Genomic DNA, 15,396 nt, shown 5'->3' with positions numbered 1-15,396 from the left:
TCCAGCCAGCCAGCGCGCCGCGTGCGCAGCCAGCCAGCCCTTCCCACTCCAGTGACGAAGTTCCTGCCATGCTGCGCCCCTATCGCTTCACCTTCCTTCGTGCCGCGCTCCTGTCCGGCACGGCCCTGCTTTCGACCGCGCCGATGGCGCAGGAGGCCGTCCGCCCCGCCCCCGCCGAAGTGATCGAGCTGGACCAGGTCACGGTCCTGTCCGACCGTCGCCTGCAGCGCCCGATCGAGACGCTTGGGGGCGTATCCGTCGTCTCCCGCTCCGAGATCGACCGCTTCGACCCGTCGCTGATCGACAGCGTCCTGGACACGATCCCGGGTGTCGCCACCGCCCCGCGCGACGACGATCCGTCGACGGCGGTCAACATTCGCGGTCTGCAGGATTCCGGCCGGGTGAACGTGCTGATCGACGGCGCGCGCCAGAACTTCCAGGTGACCGGCCATAATGCCGGCAACGCCTTCTACGTCGAGCCGTCGCTGCTGGCCGGCGTGGACGTGATCCGCGGCCCGATCGCCAATGCCTACGGCTCGGGCGCCATCGGCGGCGTCGTCTCGATGCGCACGCTCGGGATCGACGATCTGGTCGACGCGGACGAACGCTCGGCCGCGCGCATGGGCATCAATCTTGGCTCGAACGGTCCGTCGGGCCTCACCAACCTCGAGGCCGGCAGCTACCTGACCGACCAGTGGGATGCATACGGAGCCTTCGCGCTGCGCCGCAATGCCGACTATTACGACGGCGGTGGGGACCAGGTGGACCGCACCGGCTTCGACGTACAGAGTGGCATCTTCAAGACGCGCGTGCGCCCGGCCGAAGGCCATCAGCTGGAACTGGCGGGCATCCTCTACGATACGAACTTCGAATCGGCGACCGGCGACGGCGACCCGCGCGATACGGACGTGACCACCAGCAACTACCGTCTCGGCTACCGGTTCGATCCTGCCGATTCGCAGCTGATCGACATGACGCTGAACATCTACCGTACCGATACCGATTACCGTCAGCGTCTCCAGGACGGTTCCGGCGATCGTCGCAAGGTGGATGTCGCCACCACCGGTATCGACCTCTACAACACGTCGATCGTCGAGTTCAGCCCGACCTTGTCGACAACGATGACCTACGGCGTGGACGGCTTCCGCGACGACGTGGACGCATCGAGCGACTACGACACCACGGAGCTGTTCAACCCCAATGGCGATCGCACCGTCTACGGTGGCTTCGCGCAGGCCCTGTTCGAATACGAAGACCTGATCGACTTCACCGTCGGCGGCCGCTTCGACCGTTACGACCTGTCGAGCGCAGCGGTGCCGGACAACAAGGGCGACCGATTCTCGCCCAAGGTGAGCCTCGGCATCACACCCGTTACCGGCTTCCAGCTTTACGGCCTGTATGCAGAGGGGTTGCGCGCGCCGACGCTGCAGGAAGCGCTCGTCTCGGGCTTTCACCCGGCGCCAGCCGCATTCGAGTTCATCCCAAATCCCGCCCTGTCGCCCGAAGTCGGGCACACGATGGAAGCGGGCGTCAACCTCGCCTACAACGACATCGTCACGGCGGGAGACGCATTCCGGGCCAAGCTGTCCGTCTACCAGAACGATGTCGACGACTACATCGACCAGGACTCGATCGACCGGCCGGGCATCCTCAACCCTTGCGTCGCACCGGGCCCCGGTGGCCGCTGCTTCGCGCGGCTACCCTTCGATGCCGTCACCTATGTCAACATCAACGAGGCCCGCATCCGTGGCGTCGAGCTGGAGGGCACCTACGATTGGGTCTGGGGTTTCGTGGGGGTCGCCGGCAGCTACACCGAAGGCAAGAACCGCGAGACGGGCACGCCGCTGGACTCGATCTTCCCCGCCAGGGCGACGACGACCGTCGGCTTCCGCGCCATGGAGAACCGTCTGAGCTACGGTGCACGCTGGCACTGGGTGGACGCCAAGGGCGCCGACGACGTCAGCACCCCGGAACTGGCCACCTCGGCCTACAATCTCGTGGACCTGTTCCTCGCCTACGAGCCCAACGACGATACGCGCTTCGACGTTTCGTTGAAGAACGTCCTCGACCACAAGTATGTCGCCTACACGGGCGGGCCCAGCATCGAATCCTTTTCCGCGCCGGGATTCGAGGCCATGGTGGGCATGACATTCAAGCTCGGCGTTCCACGCTGAATCGGAATAGCAAAAGGAAACATCGCCTATGTTCATTGCCATGAACCGCTTCAAGGTCGTCAAAGGGTCGGAGACGGATTTCGAATCCGTCTGGCTGAACCGCGAATCGCACCTGCAGGAGCTGCCAGGCTTCATCGAATTTCATATGCTGAAGGGGCCGGACCGCGACGACCATACGCTCTATTCGTCGCATACGGTCTGGGCCAGCCGCGCCGATTTCGAGAACTGGACCAAGTCGGAGGCCTTCCGCGCGGCCCATCGCGGCGCGCCGACGTCCAAGCCGCTGTATCTCGGCCATCCTGAGTTCGAGGGCTTCGAGGTGATCCAGACCGTCAGCCGCGCCGACAAGGCTGCCTGACGCCCTGTCGGGTTATGCGAAGGGGGCCCGCGCCGGGTGAGCCGGCGCGGGCCTGCCTCTATTCCGCGGCCAGCGGGCGCACCCAAAGGCTGGAGCAGACGATGCGGCTGTCGTCGCAGCGATCGCGGTGCCGGGCGGCGATATCCACCACCTCGGACATCAGCCCCTGCGACAGATGCGTCGGCTCCAGACCGAGCTTGATGAGCGTGTCGTTGGCGACGACGAGGTCGTTTTCCGGCATTTCCTTGCGCGGGTTGTCGCGCAGCTCCACCGGAACGCCCGTCATGCCGGAGATCATCTCCGCAAGATCGCGCACCCGGTGCGTTTCCGTCATCTGGTTCATGATGCGCACCCGCTCGCCCCTCTCCGGCGGCGAGCTTGCCGCCAGCGCGATGCAGCGTACCGTATCGCGGATGTGGATGAAGGCGCGCGTCTGCCCGCCCGACCCGTGGACGGTCAGCGGATGGCCGATGGCCGTCTGCATCAGGAAGCGGTTCAACACCGTGCCGTAGTCGCCATCGTAGTCGAAGCGGTTGACCAGCCTTTCGTCGAGCAGCGTTTCGGGCGTCGTCGTTCCCCAGACGATGCCCTGGTGCAGATCGGTGATGCGCAGCCCGTCATTCTTGGCGTAGTAGAAGAACAGGAGCTGATCGAGCGTCTTGGTCATGTGGTAGATCGATCCCGGATCCACCGGATAGAGAATCTCGACATCGGCCGACGCGCCGGCAGAGCGCAGCGTCGCGTCGATATAGCCCTCCGGGATCGTCATGCCTTTCGTCTTGCCGTAACCGTAGACGCCCATCGTGCCGAGATGGATGAGGTGCGCATCGGGTGCAGCCTCGACCATCGCGCACAGGACGCTGTTGGTGGCGTTGACGTTGTTGTCGACCGTATAGCGCTTGTGGCGCGGCGACTTCATGGAATAGGGCGCAGCGCGCTGCTCGGCGAAATGCACGATCGCATCCGGCTTGACGGCGTGGAACAGCGCTTCCAGGCGATCGTAATCCTCTGCGACATCCAGCTCCACGAAATCGATCGGCGTATTTCGAGTCTCGCGCCAGGCGGCCAACCGCTCTTCCATCGAGCGGATCGGCGTCAGGCTTTGGACTCCCAGTTCCTCGTCGGTGCGGCGTCTGGCAAAATTGTCGACGATGATCACGTCGTGACCTTCCGCCGACAAATGCAGGCTGGTCGCCCAGCCGCAGAAGCCGTCGCCTCCGAGTACGATGATTTTCATTGCTGCTAGGCTCCGTCACGCTTTCGATACGGAAATGTGATTTAGCATTCTTGTCTGTCGCGACAAATGAGTTCCGCGCGCGGGAGTTAAATTGGATGCGAATTCTAATCATCACAGATGCCTGGCACCCGCAGATCAACGGCGTTGTCCGCGTTCTGGACAAGACGGTGGAGATACTCCGGCAAGGCGGCGATACGGTAATGGTCATCGAGCCTTCGATGTTCCCGACGCTTCCGGCGCCCGGCTACCCCGAGGTGCGGCTGGCCCTGATGCCCGGGCGCAAGCTGGGCAGGATGATCGAGGAGTTCGCCCCCGACGCGATCCACATTCCGGTCGAGGGGCCGCTGGGCCTGGCGGCGCGGCGTTACTGCCGCAAGCGCGGCTTACCGTTCACGACTTCGTTCCACACCCGCTTCGGCGACTATATCGAAAAACGGATCGGACGGGGAGTCGACTTCGCCTACGCCCTGCAGCGCCGGTTCCACAATGGCGGCGCCCGCATGATGGTGCAGACGGCCACGCTGGAACACCAGCTCGGCGAGCGCGGTTTCCGCAACATGCTGCATTGGGGCCGGGCGGTCGATCTCGAGGCATTCCACCCGTGCCGAGACGATCCGTCCTTCGACAAGGACTTCCTGGGCCTGCCGCGCCCGATCTTCCTGTATCTCGGACGCGTCTCGGCTGAAAAGAACATCGAGGCCTTCCTCGATCTCGACCTGCCCGGCTCGAAACTCGTCGTCGGCGACGGCCCCCAATTGTCAAGCCTGAAGGCCCGCTACCCGCAGGTGCATTTCACCGGCTATCGAACGGGCGAGGATCTTGCCCGCCATTTCTCGGCGGCGGACGTCTTCGTCTTTCCGTCCCGCTTCGAGACCTTCGGCCTCGTCGTGCTGGAATCTTTGGCCTGCGGCACGCCGGTCGCCGCCCTGCCCGTGCCTGGCCCGGCCGATATCGTCGGCGGCACGCCCCATGCGGTCCTGTCGGAAGATCTGCGTTCGGCCGCGCTGGCCGCGCTCGACATCGACAGGGCGGGTTGTCGCGCTTTCGCGCAAACCTTCTCCTGGGCCGAATGCACCGCCGACTTCCGCTCCAATCTGGTGACCGTGCCGGACCATCTGCGGGCCCTCAGGGCGGCGTGACGCCCTTGTAACGATTCCGGACTGGCCAACTGCCCTGACAGAGGGCATGATCCGAATATCGGCGGCTTTGACGGGATACGGCAATGGCCTCGCAGGTGACGGCCCATACGAGACGGTTTGCCGAGCGGCCGGCGCTGCGCGTCGGCTTCCTGCCGGCCAACAACTTCACCCTCTCGGCCCTGTCCCTGTTCATCGACGTTCTTCGGCTGGCCGGCGACGAGGGCGACCGGTCGCGGCAGGTCCGCTGCAGTTGGTCCGTCATGTCGGCACGGCCGGATCCGATCCGCTCCAGCTGCGGCGTCACGATCCAGCGCAATGCGCCGTTGAGCGACCCTGCGCTCTTCGACTACATCGTCGTCGTCGGTGGGCTGCTGCATGCCGGCGACCAGCTGGACGATGCGTCGATCCGTTATCTGCGCGCGGCGGCCGACGCCGGCGTCACTCTTATCGGCGTGTGCACGGGATCGTTCATCCTGTCGCGTGCGGGCCTGATGAAGGGCCGCCGCACCTGTGTATCCTGGTATCATTTCGCCGACTTCGAAACCGAGTTCCCCGACCAGACGCCGGACGCGGACCGCCTCTTCATCGAGGACGGGGATCGAATCACCTGCGCCGGCGGAAGCGGCGTCGCCGACCTTGCTGCCTTCCTGATCGAGCGGCATATCGGCCCGCAGGCCGCGCAAAAGGGATTGCATGTCCTGCAACTGCAGAACGCCCGCTCGGGCAGCGACGCGCAGCCCCATTCCGGCGCCACAAGCATCGGCGACGACAGGGTGCGCCGCGCAATCCTGCTGATGGACCAGCATGTCGCCCAGCCCCTGTCCGTCGAGGCCATCGCAGCCCGGCTGCAATTGTCGACGCGGCAACTGGAACGCCTGTTCCATGAAACGCTGACCATGAGCCCGGCGCTCGCCTACCGCCAATTGCGACTGCGCTACGCGCGCCGCCTTCTCGAAACGACGAAGAAGAGTGTAACTGAAATCGCAGTCGAAGCAGGATTTTGCGATGGCGCGCATTTCGCGCGACAGTTCAGGCAGTTTTTTGGCACTGCACCAAGAGATATCCGCGCTGCGGAAAGAGGCAATTTGCACAGCGACGCGGCGGTTGACTATCCGGTTCTTGTGCAGTAGCGAAGGGCACACCCTCCCTAGCGCCTTTTGATGAGGCGCTGATCTATCCTCTGTCGGGTTTATACCTGTCCGTGTCCGTTCTGGCATCGTCAGCGGGCAGGCTTCCCGTCACGATCCCTTTGCAACCGGTGGTTTTGCAGCCCTTGGCTCGGCCTCCGGCAACGACGGAGCATCGATGACGAAAGAACGCATCCGCGTGGACAATGTCGTCAAGTTGTTCGGCGACAACGCGCAATCCGGGCTCGAACTTCTCCGAGCCGGCAAGGGCAAGGACGCCATCCACGACGAAACCGGCGCCGTCCTCGGCCTCCATGATGTCTCCTTCTCGGTCAATGAAGGCGAGATTCTGGTGGTCATGGGCCTTTCCGGGTCCGGCAAGTCCACCATGCTTCGGTGCATCAACCGCCTGATCGAGCCCACCAGCGGCTCCATCCGCGTCGACGGCACCGAAGTTACCGGCCTGAACCACAAGCAATTGCTGGAATTTCGCCGCGCCAAGTTCGGCATGGTGTTCCAGCACTTCGCGCTGTTTCCCAACCGGACCATCGCCGAGAACGTCGAATACGGGCTCGAGGTCCAGGGCATCGACCGCAAGACGCGGCGCGACAAGGCGCTGGCGGCCATCGAACTGGTCGGGCTGAAAGGCTGGGACAGCCGCTATCCGAGCCAGTTGTCCGGTGGCATGCAGCAACGCGCCGGCCTCGCCCGCGCCCTGGCCGTGGATGCCGACATTCTGTTGATGGACGAGGCCTTCTCCGCGCTCGACCCGCTGATCCGGCGCGACATGCAGGACGAATTGCGGACGCTGCAGCGGACCCTGAAGAAGACCGTCGTCTTCGTCAGCCACGATCTCGACGAGGCCATCCACCTCGGCGGGCGCATCGTGCTGATGAAGGACGGGGCCATCGTGCAGAGCGGCTATCCGGAAGAGATCCTGCTCAAACCGCAGGGCGAGTATGTGCGCCGCTTCGTCGAGCATATCGACGTGTCCTCGGTCATCACGGCCGGCCGCCTGGCCAGCAGCGAAACCCCGTCCGTCCCGTGCAGGGCCAGCGCCGACAAGGCGTTCGCCATGATCGAGGGGCGGCGCGGCGACGGTTTCATCGTCACCTGCGATCGCAACACGCCCATCGGGCGGATCTCGCGCGACCAGCTCAGTGGCGCCCGCGGCGGCGACCGGCCGGTTGAAGCCCTGATGCAGGGCGGCGTCGCCACGGTCGGCGCATCGCAGGTGCTCAAATCGATACTGCCGCGTCTGTCGCAAGAGCCGCATGGCCTCGCGGTCGTGGCGCAGGACGGCACCTATCTCGGGCAGATCACGCAGGCGATGGCGCTCAGGGCGCTGTCCGGAGCGTCCGATGCCATAGAATCCACCGAAGAAAGCGGAGACGCGTCTTGGACTGGACAGTTCCCAAGTTCCCATTGGACCGATACAGCGACAACGCCCTCTCCTGGCTCACAACCCACTTTTCGGATGTGACGCGCAGCACCAGCCGCATCGTCCGCGGCTGGATCGAGACGGCGACCGAGCTTCTGACCGCGCTGCCGCCGCTCGTGGTGATCCTGGCCATCGTGCTGCTCGCCTGGTGGCTGGCCGGACGCCGCGTCGCCATACTGGCGGCCGTCGGATTCCTGTTCCTGTGGAACCTGCGCCTGTGGGGCCCCACCATGGAGACGCTGGTGCTGGTGATCCTCGCCACGCTTGCGGCATTGGCGATCGGCATTCCCATCGGAATCCTGTGCGCGCTGTCGAAGCGGGTCTGGAAGACCGTGGGGCCCGTGCTCGACATGATGCAGACGATGCCCAGTTTCGTCTATCTGATACCGGCGATCCCCTTCTTCGGCCTCGGCTCGGTTTCGGCCGTCTTCGCCACCATCGTCTTTTCGATGCCGCCGGTGATTCGGTTGACGGCGCTCGGCATCCTTTCGGTGCCGAAGGAACTGGTGGAGGCGTCCGACGCCTTCGGTACGACGACGACGCAGAAGCTGTTCAAGGTGCAACTGCCACTCGCTTTGCCGACCATCATGGCCGGCATCAACCAGACGATCATGCTGTCGCTGTCGATGGTGGTGATCGCATCCATGATCGGCGCCGGGGGCCTCGGCCGCGAAGTCTGGCGCTCGATCCAGCGTCTCGACGCGGGATCGGGCTTCCAGGCCGGCGTCGCCATCGTGATCGTGGCCGTGGTGCTGGACCGCATCACCCAGGCCATGGCTCAGCGTGCGCGCCCCAGTTGAGGACGCTTCGCCCATCCGTTTCATAACCAGGAAGGAAACACAGACATGATTCGCGTATTGACCGCAGCATTCCTTGCAACGGCCGCCTACGCGGGGCCGGCCAGCGCCCAGTCGGGCGGCACGGTCGACCTTGCCTATGTCGAATGGTCCGACGCCGTCGTGGCGACGAATATCCTGAAGGCCGTGCTGGAACAGGAAGGCTACACGGTCAACCTGACGCCGCTGCCGGCTGCCGCCATGTGGCAGGCCGTCGCCACCGGCGAGGCCGATGCCATGGTGGCCGCGTGGCTTCCCGTGACGCACGCCGCCTACTATGAGGAATTGAAGGACCAGGTCGAACTGATCGGCCCCAACGTCGAAGGCGCCAAGATCGGATGGGCAGTGCCGGCCTACACGGACATCGCCTCGGTCGCGGACCTTACGGAAAAGGGGGACCTGGTCGATAACCAGGTCATCGGCATCGACCCCGGCGCCGGCCTGATGCAGGCCTCCGAAAAGGCGATCGAGGAGTACGGCCTTTCCTCGATCAAGCTGGTGGAAGGCTCCGACGCCACGATGACCGCGGCGCTGAAGGATGCCATCGACCGCAAGGAGGACATCGTCGTCACCACCTGGACACCGCACTGGATGTTCGGCCGCTGGGACCTGAAGTATCTTGAAGACCCGAAGGGCGCCTTCGGCGGCGAAGAGACGGTCAACACCGTGGCCCGGAAGGACCTTGCCGAGGACATGCCGCAAGTCCATGCCATCCTGAAGAATTTCAAGCTGAGCCTCGAGGAAGAGCAGAAGGTGATGCTGGAAAACGAAGAAGGGACAGACCCCGCGGCCACGGCCAAGGCCTGGGTGGAGGCAAATGCCGACACCGTCAGCCAGTGGACGGCTGCCAGCCAGTAAGACAGCACAACTTTAAATCAGATGACCGGCATCTTTGGATGCCGGTTATTTTTTGTGCACTTTATCCCACGACGACTGGCGATCATGACTGGGATATGACGACGCCATGCGCGGAACGCACAACTGATGTGCAACAATTGCTCTCCTATTGGGCAGCCAGTCGAATTATATGACTGTCAACAGATTTGACAGCCCGTAGGTGAACCAGAATGATCTCTCAGCTCGCATCCCGCATCCGCAGTTTCCGCAACCGTCAGCGCGTCATCAACGAGCTGGCCTCGCTGGACGACCGCCAGCTCGCCGACATCGGCGTATCGCGCGGTGATATCAAGCGCGCCGTCACGTTCGGCCGCTTCTAAGCTTCATCGCCGAAGGGCGACACGATCGAAGGGCGGTTGCCTCAGGCGCCGCCCTTTTTGCCGTCCGTTTGCTGGCCGCGAACCCGACGATGGGTTACACAGGCGGACCATCCTGACTGGAAGACCAATTCATGCCCATCCGCGTACATAAGGGCGACCTGCCCGACCTTGCCCGCTACACCGGTTCCGTCGCCATCGACACCGAGACACTCGGCCTCGATACGCGCCGCGACAGGCTATGCGTGGTACAGCTGTCGCCGGGCGACGGATCGGCCGACGTCGTGCAGATCGCCAAGGGGCAGACCGACGCCCCCAATCTCAAGGCGCTCCTGTCCGACGACAGCAAGGTCAAGATCTTCCACTATGCGCGGTTCGATATGGCGGCCCTGTATCATGCCTTCGGCGTGATGCCCGGACCGGTCTTCTGCACCAAGATCGCTTCCCGGCTCACGCGGACCTACACGGACCGCCATGGCCTGAAGGACCTGACCAAGGAACTGATCGGCGTCGATCTTTCGAAGCAGCAGCAATCGTCGGACTGGGCCGCGGAGACGCTGTCGCAGGCGCAGATCGACTATGCCGCATCGGACGTCCTGTACCTTCACGACCTGATGGGCGTGCTGCTGCAACGCCTCGAGCGGGAGGACAGGCTCGACATCGCGCGTGAATCCTTCCGCTATCTGCCGACGCGGGCGCGCCTCGACCTGATGGGGTGGGGCGAGGAAGATATCTTCTCCCACTCGGTCACGCGGGGCTGACAGGCGTCAGGCTTCCGGATCCACCGGGAAGATCGGCACATGGGGCGCGGCGCTCATCGGCAGCACGCCGCGCAACCTCGGATCGTCCGCAACCTCGATCTGCTGCGACACCGCCACGAAGCCGGTGCGCCGGTAGAACGCCATGGCATTGGGATGGTCCAGCGTGTTGGTATGCAGCCAGACGCGGCTGACCGGGCGCGCAAAGGCCGTTTCGATGGCATGGTTCATCAGGCGGCGCGCCGCGCCCACGCCCTGCAGCGGGACGGTGACGCCGAAATACTTGATCTCGCAGGTATCGTCCTCCGAGAAGTCGAGTTCCAGCAGGCCCTCGTCCTGCCCGTCGATCGTCAGGGCCGCCACATAGGTGGCCGCATCCGACAGGACGGCGGCAAGCGTTTCGCGCTCCATGAACAGGCGCGAGAACCACAGATGGTCCGCACCGACACGCCGGTAGACTTCCAGGTACCAATCGACATCGGGACGCCCAACCGGTCGGATCACGCCGGGCGCGCCGGGCCGCTCTGGCCGTAACTCCGGCTTCCGGACCAGTTCCATCGACGTGGCGATCGCGGCGATCTTGCCGCGCGGCAGCGTCTCGAACCGTTCTTCCCAATTTCTCATCGAGCCGTCCTCATGCCCTGCCGCCTGCAATCCCACCAATCGGGGTTGGGGCTGCGCTTGGCAAGCACCCGCCCGATAAAAAAACCCGCGGCGCCGATCGAGCGCCGCGGGCCGGTTCTGCCGATATCGCAGGATGCGATATCGAAATGCCTTATTCGTCGTCGGTGCGGTTCTTCAGGGCCGCGCCGAGGATGTCGCCCAGCGAGGCGCCCGAGTCGGACGAACCGTACTGCGCAACGGCTTCCTTCTCTTCCGCGATCTGCATCGCCTTGATCGACACGCCGACGCGATGCGCCTTCTTGTCGAACTGGGTGACGCGGGCATCGACCTTCTGGCCGACCGAGAAACGCTCAGGGCGCTGCTCTCCCACCAATCGGAGTTGGGCGCGCTTGGCAAGCACCCGCCCGATAAAAAAACCCGCGGCGCCGATCAAGCGCCGCGGGCCGGTTCTGCCGATATCGCAGGATGCGATATCGAAAAGCCTTATTCGTCGTCGGTGCGGTTCTTCAGGGCCGCGCCGAGGATGTCGCCCAGCGAGGCGCCCGAGTCGGACGAACCGTACTGCGCAACGGCTTCCTTCTCTTCCGCGATCTGCATCGCCTTGATCGACACGCCGACGCGATGCGCCTTCTTGTCGAACTGGGTGACGCGGGCATCGACCTTCTGGCCGACCGAGAAACGCTCAGGGCGCTGCTCTTCGCGGTCGCGGCCGAGATCGGCCCGACGGATGAAGGAGGTGAGGTCCGTATCGACGATCTTGACCTCGATGCCGCCCTCGTTGACCGAGGTGACCTCGCAGGTGACGACCGCACCGCGGCGGATGTCGCCGGCTTCGGCCGCGTTGACGAACGGATCGCCACCGACCTGCTTCATGCCGAGCGAGATGCGCTCCTTCTCGACGTCGACGTCGAGAACCTGCGCCTTCACCATGTCGCCCTTGTTGAACTCCTCGATGACCTGCTCGCCAGGACGGTTCCAGTCGAGATCCGACAGGTGGACCATGCCGTCGACGTCGCCGTCCAGGCCGATGAACAGGCCGAACTCGGTCTTGTTCTTGACCTCGCCCTCGACGATCGAGCCGACCGGGAACTGGTCGCGGAACGCTTCCCAGGGGTTCTGCAGGGTCTGCTTGAGGCCCAGCGAGATGCGGCGCTTGACCGGATCCACCTCGAGCACGACGACCTCGACCTCCTGGGAGGTGGAGAGGATCTTGCCCGGATGGACGTTCTTCTTGGTCCAGCTCATCTCCGAAACGTGGATCAGGCCTTCGATGCCCGGCTCCAGCTCGACGAATGCGCCGTAGTCCGTGATGTTCGTGACGCGGCCGGTGACCTTCACGCCCATCGGATACTTGACGCCGATGCCTTCCCAGGGATCCGCCTCGAGCTGCTTCATGCCCAGCGAGATACGGTGCGTGTCCTGGTTGATACGGATGATCTGCACCTTGACCGACTGGCCGATCTGCAGGATCTCGCTCGGATGGTTCACGCGGCGCCACGCCATGTCGGTGACATGCAGCAGGCCGTCGATGCCGCCGAGGTCGACGAACGCACCGTAATCGGTGATGTTCTTGACGATACCGTCGACGACCTGACCCTCTTCGAGGTTCTGGACGATTTCGGAACGCTGCTCGGCGCGGCTCTCTTCGAGCACGGTGCGGCGCGACACGACGATGTTGCCGCGGCGCTTGTCCATCTTGAGGATCTGGAACGGCTGCGGGGTATTCATCAGCGGGCCGACGTCGCGGATCGGACGGATATCGACCTGCGAGCGCGGCAGGAAGGCGACGGCGCCATCGAGGTCGACGGTGAAGCCGCCCTTTACCTGGTTGAAGATCTGGCCTTCGACCTTTTCGCCGGCGTTGAAGCGGGCCTCGAGCTTGACCCAGCTCTCTTCGCGGCGGGCCTTGTCACGCGACAGGACGGCTTCGCCGAGGGCGTTCTCGATGCGCTCGACATACACCTCGACGGTGTCGCCGACGTTCAGCTCGCCATCCTTGCCCTTGGAACCGAATTCCTTCAGGGCGACGCGGCCTTCGACCTTCAGACCGGCGTCGATGACGGCCATGTCCTTTTCGATGGCGACGACCGTTCCCTTGACCACGGTGCCTTCGGCAACGTCATGATCGTGGAAGGACGCTTCGAGCAATGCGGCGAAATCATCGCGCGCGGTTTGTGTGTTGGACATTCGTTCTCCTTGGATGCCCGCTCGCAAAAGCGGACGCGCGCCATGGTTGGTGTTGCGTCGAACCCCTGTCCAATCCAGCTTCCCCGACAAAAGAACCCGGGAAGCGAAGCCGGCGACGCCATAAAGACGCGGCAGGCTGAAAATCGGCGCGGCGGACCGGCCAGGAGCAGTTCTTCATTGTCGTGATCTGCGGTCACCGCCTTCGCAGAGACCCGTTCCGGCCGTGCCGGTGTGGCATCGGGCATGGAACCCGAGCCATCCGCTCAAGATGTGGCGCGATCGATCAAACCGCAAGCCGCACGGAACGCGCTTTCTATATCCATTTCGCTCGTATCCAGCAAGTGTGCGTCGGAAGCCGGTTTCAGCGGTGCAGCGACGCGTCCCGCGTCGCGCGCATCGCGCTCGCGCACCTCCGCCAGGATCGTCTCGTAGGACACGTCGCGCCCCTTGGCGGACAGCTCGTCCGTGCGCCGCCGCGCCCGCACCTCCGGCGAGGCCGTCACGAAGATCTTCACGCGCGCATCCGGGCAGATCACCGTGCCGATGTCGCGGCCATCCAGCACGGCGCCCTCCGGCGCCGCCGCGAAGCGCCGCTGGACATCGATCAGCGCGGCGCGGACCTGCGGGTGGACGGCAACGCGCGAGGCGCGCTCCCCCGCCTCACGCCCGCGCAGCGACCCATCGTCGAGATGGCTGGTATCCAGCGTCGCCGCAATGCGCCCGACGGCCGCCGCATCGTCGAGGTCGACGCCGCTGTCGGCCGCCAGCCGCCCGACCGCGCGATACAGAAGCCCCGTGTCCAGATAGGGCAGGCCGTAATGCACCGATATGCGCTTGGCGAGCGTGCCCTTGCCGGCCGCCGCGGGGCCGTCGATGGCGATGGTCAGCGGCTGTCCCGCCGCGCCGCCGGCCATCACGCCGGCTCGACCGCACCGCCGAGCGTGGCGACGAGGCCGACGAACTCGGGGAAGCTGGTGGCGATCATCGCGCCGTCATCGACAGTGACGTGCTCTTTGCATGCAAGGCCGAGCACCAGGAAGCTCATCGCAATGCGATGATCGAGATGGGTGGCGACGGTGCCACCCCCATACCCCTGCCCATCGGGACGACCGGTGACCGTGAGCCAGTCGCGGCCCTCTTCATGGGCGATGCCGTTGGCAGCGAGGCCCGCCGCCACCGCCGCCAGCCGGTCGCTTTCCTTAACGCGCAGTTCGTCCAGTCCGTTCATGCGGGTCGTGCCCGCCGCAAACGCAGCCGCCACGGCCAGGACCGGATATTCGTCGATCATCGAGGGCGCGCGCTCGGCCGGCACGTCGATGCCCGTCAACTCCGAATGGCGCACGCGCAGGTCGGCCACCGTTTCGCCACCCGATTCGCGCTGGTTGAGGATGTCGATCGCGCCGCCCATCTCGATCAGCGTCTGGACGAGGCCGGTGCGGGTCGGGTTCATCAGCACGTTCTCGATGGTCACGTCGGAGCCGGGCACGATCAGCGCCGCGACCACCAGGAACGCGGCCGAGGACGGATCGCCCGGCACGACGAAGTCCGGCACGGCCGACAGCCGCCCCTGCCCTTCCAGCCGGATGGTGCGCACGCCCTCGGCATCCGTTTCCACCGACACGGTGGCACCGAAGCCCTGCAACATCCGTTCGGTATGGTCGCGCGTCATGACGGGCTCGATCACCGTGGTGATGCCGGGCGCGTTCAGGCCGGCCAGCAGCACGGCGGACTTCACCTGCGCGGACGCCATGGGGACGCGATAGGTGATGGGAGCCGCGACGCGCGGCCCGTGGATGGCCAGCGGCAACCTGTCGCCCGACCGGGCGATGACCTGCGTTCCCATCTGGCGCAACGGGTCCAGGACACGGCCCATGGGCCGGCGCGACAGGGATGCATCGCCGGTGAAACACGTGGCGAAATCATAGGTGCCGACAAGGCCCATGGTCAGGCGCGAGCCGGTGCCGGCATTGCCGAAATCGAGCAGGCCCTCAGGCTCCAGCAGGGCGCCGTTGCCGACGCCGTCGATGACCCAGCCTTCGCCATCGCGCTCGATGCGGGCGCCCATCTGGCGCATCGCACGGCCCGTCGCCAGCACATCCTCGCCCTCCAGAAGCCCGGTAACCCGCGTTCTGCCGGCGGCGAGGCCGCCGAACAGGAAGGCACGGTGCGAAATCGACTTGTCGCCCGGCACCCTGACAGTGCCGCTCAAGGCGCTCCCGAAGGTCGCCCGCAAAGGGCCCGCACCATCACCATGTCCGCTCATGTCGTCCCCTGAACCCCTGCACCGCCGTTTACCGCAAT

The 15,396-nt window shown here is 64.9% G+C and carries 14 protein-coding genes and 1 pseudogene; 9 read left to right on the top strand and 6 right to left on the bottom strand.

Annotated elements, in window-relative coordinates; translation table 11 throughout:
- The first annotated feature begins 68 nt into the window (after positions 1 to 68).
- Complete coding sequence (locus IGS74_RS02545; RefSeq protein WP_192389109.1) at positions 69 to 2,174, top strand: TonB-dependent hemoglobin/transferrin/lactoferrin family receptor; 2,106 nt, start codon at positions 69 to 71, stop codon at positions 2,172 to 2,174.
- A gap of 28 nt (positions 2,175 to 2,202) precedes the next feature.
- Positions 2,203 to 2,532 carry an antibiotic biosynthesis monooxygenase gene (locus tag IGS74_RS02540; RefSeq protein ID WP_039195055.1) on the top strand — a complete coding sequence of 110 codons (330 nt, stop codon included), beginning with the start codon at positions 2,203 to 2,205 and terminating at the stop codon, positions 2,530 to 2,532.
- Between the two features lie 58 nt (positions 2,533 to 2,590).
- Here IGS74_RS02540 and IGS74_RS02535 read toward each other — a convergent pair whose 3' ends face one another.
- Complete coding sequence (locus IGS74_RS02535) at positions 2,591 to 3,769, bottom strand: NAD-dependent epimerase/dehydratase family protein (RefSeq protein ID WP_192389107.1); 1,179 nt, start codon at positions 3,767 to 3,769, stop codon at positions 2,591 to 2,593.
- A gap of 95 nt (positions 3,770 to 3,864) precedes the next feature.
- Here IGS74_RS02535 and IGS74_RS02530 point away from each other — a divergent pair, with 95 nt between their 5' ends.
- The 7 genes from IGS74_RS02530 to IGS74_RS02500 all read left to right on the top strand — a co-directional run bounded on the left by IGS74_RS02530 (position 3,865) and on the right by IGS74_RS02500 (position 10,287).
- Positions 3,865 to 4,908 carry a glycosyltransferase family 1 protein gene (locus IGS74_RS02530; RefSeq protein ID WP_192389105.1) on the top strand — a complete coding sequence of 348 codons (1,044 nt, stop codon included), beginning with the start codon at positions 3,865 to 3,867 and terminating at the stop codon, positions 4,906 to 4,908.
- Positions 4,909 to 4,991: 83 nt separating this feature from the next.
- Positions 4,992 to 6,038 carry a GlxA family transcriptional regulator gene (locus IGS74_RS02525; RefSeq protein WP_052194984.1) on the top strand — a complete coding sequence of 349 codons (1,047 nt, stop codon included), beginning with the start codon at positions 4,992 to 4,994 and terminating at the stop codon, positions 6,036 to 6,038.
- 175 nt (positions 6,039 to 6,213) lie between these two features.
- Positions 6,214 to 7,518 carry a glycine betaine/L-proline ABC transporter ATP-binding protein gene (locus IGS74_RS02520; RefSeq protein ID WP_039195051.1) on the top strand — a complete coding sequence of 435 codons (1,305 nt, stop codon included), beginning with the start codon at positions 6,214 to 6,216 and terminating at the stop codon, positions 7,516 to 7,518.
- On the top strand, positions 7,434 to 8,276 hold the full coding sequence (locus tag IGS74_RS02515) for a proline/glycine betaine ABC transporter permease (protein WP_039195050.1): 843 nt from the start codon (positions 7,434 to 7,436) through the stop codon (positions 8,274 to 8,276). Before IGS74_RS02520 ends, IGS74_RS02515 begins: the two co-directional genes overlap by 85 nt.
- Before the next feature lie 45 nt (positions 8,277 to 8,321).
- Positions 8,322 to 9,170, top strand: coding sequence for a glycine betaine ABC transporter substrate-binding protein (locus tag IGS74_RS02510; RefSeq protein WP_192389103.1), 849 nt, complete (start codon positions 8,322 to 8,324; stop codon positions 9,168 to 9,170).
- 209 nt (positions 9,171 to 9,379) lie between these two features.
- On the top strand, positions 9,380 to 9,529 hold the full coding sequence (locus IGS74_RS02505; RefSeq protein WP_082016246.1) for a DUF1127 domain-containing protein: 150 nt from the start codon (positions 9,380 to 9,382) through the stop codon (positions 9,527 to 9,529).
- A 131-nt stretch (positions 9,530 to 9,660) separates the two neighbouring features.
- Entirely contained in the window at positions 9,661 to 10,287 is a 627-nt protein-coding gene (locus IGS74_RS02500) for a ribonuclease D (protein ID WP_192389101.1), read from the top strand.
- Positions 10,288 to 10,293: 6 nt separating this feature from the next.
- Here the strand turns inward: IGS74_RS02500 and IGS74_RS02495 are convergent, their stop codons facing one another.
- The 5 genes and pseudogenes from IGS74_RS02495 to aroA form a co-directional block, all read right to left on the bottom strand.
- On the bottom strand, positions 10,294 to 10,908 hold the full coding sequence (locus IGS74_RS02495) for a GNAT family N-acetyltransferase (protein WP_192389099.1): 615 nt from the start codon (positions 10,906 to 10,908) through the stop codon (positions 10,294 to 10,296).
- 151 nt (positions 10,909 to 11,059) lie between these two features.
- Positions 11,060 to 11,272 (bottom strand): annotated as a pseudogene (locus IGS74_RS02490) (30S ribosomal protein S1); the annotation flags it as partial.
- 119 nt (positions 11,273 to 11,391) lie between these two features.
- Positions 11,392 to 13,095: a 30S ribosomal protein S1 gene (gene rpsA, locus IGS74_RS02485; protein ID WP_039195045.1), complete on the bottom strand. Its 1,704-nt coding sequence runs from the start codon at positions 13,093 to 13,095 to the stop codon at positions 11,392 to 11,394.
- A gap of 263 nt (positions 13,096 to 13,358) precedes the next feature.
- Positions 13,359 to 14,009: a (d)CMP kinase gene (cmk, locus tag IGS74_RS02480; RefSeq protein WP_039195044.1), complete on the bottom strand. Its 651-nt coding sequence runs from the start codon at positions 14,007 to 14,009 to the stop codon at positions 13,359 to 13,361.
- Complete coding sequence (aroA, locus tag IGS74_RS02475) at positions 14,009 to 15,358, bottom strand: 3-phosphoshikimate 1-carboxyvinyltransferase (RefSeq protein ID WP_192389097.1); 1,350 nt, start codon at positions 15,356 to 15,358, stop codon at positions 14,009 to 14,011. Before aroA ends, cmk begins: the two co-directional genes overlap by 1 nt.
- Between the last annotated feature and the right edge of the window lie 38 nt (positions 15,359 to 15,396).

Source organism: Aureimonas sp. OT7 (assembly GCF_014844055.1).
GTDB classification, from domain to species: domain Bacteria; phylum Pseudomonadota; class Alphaproteobacteria; order Rhizobiales; family Rhizobiaceae; genus Aureimonas; species Aureimonas altamirensis_A.
Note: the sequence above shows the minus strand (reverse complement) of the source record. Positions and strands in the feature narration are given on the sequence as shown.

Bases quoted from the DNA above. Each gene is read 5' to 3' on its own strand.
- IGS74_RS02530 (WP_192389105.1), top strand. From the start codon at position 3,865: ATGCGAATTCTAATCATCACAGATGCCTGGCACCCGCAGATCAACGGC.
- IGS74_RS02520 (WP_039195051.1), top strand. From the start codon at position 6,214: ATGACGAAAGAACGCATCCGCGTGGACAATGTCGTCAAGTTGTTCGGC.
- IGS74_RS02545 (WP_192389109.1), top strand. From the start codon at position 69: ATGCTGCGCCCCTATCGCTTCACCTTCCTTCGTGCCGCGCTCCTGTCC.
- cmk (WP_039195044.1), bottom strand. From the start codon at position 14,009: ATGGCCGGCGGCGCGGCGGGACAGCCGCTGACCATCGCCATCGACGGC.
- IGS74_RS02495 (WP_192389099.1), bottom strand. From the start codon at position 10,908: ATGAGAAATTGGGAAGAACGGTTCGAGACGCTGCCGCGCGGCAAGATC.
- rpsA (WP_039195045.1), bottom strand. From the start codon at position 13,095: ATGTCCAACACACAAACCGCGCGCGATGATTTCGCCGCATTGCTCGAA.
- IGS74_RS02505 (WP_082016246.1), top strand. From the start codon at position 9,380: ATGATCTCTCAGCTCGCATCCCGCATCCGCAGTTTCCGCAACCGTCAG.
- IGS74_RS02500 (WP_192389101.1), top strand. From the start codon at position 9,661: ATGCCCATCCGCGTACATAAGGGCGACCTGCCCGACCTTGCCCGCTAC.
- IGS74_RS02525 (WP_052194984.1), top strand. From the start codon at position 4,992: ATGGCCTCGCAGGTGACGGCCCATACGAGACGGTTTGCCGAGCGGCCG.
- IGS74_RS02540 (WP_039195055.1), top strand. From the start codon at position 2,203: ATGTTCATTGCCATGAACCGCTTCAAGGTCGTCAAAGGGTCGGAGACG.
- aroA (WP_192389097.1), bottom strand. From the start codon at position 15,358: ATGAGCGGACATGGTGATGGTGCGGGCCCTTTGCGGGCGACCTTCGGG.
- IGS74_RS02535 (WP_192389107.1), bottom strand. From the start codon at position 3,769: ATGAAAATCATCGTACTCGGAGGCGACGGCTTCTGCGGCTGGGCGACC.
- IGS74_RS02510 (WP_192389103.1), top strand. From the start codon at position 8,322: ATGATTCGCGTATTGACCGCAGCATTCCTTGCAACGGCCGCCTACGCG.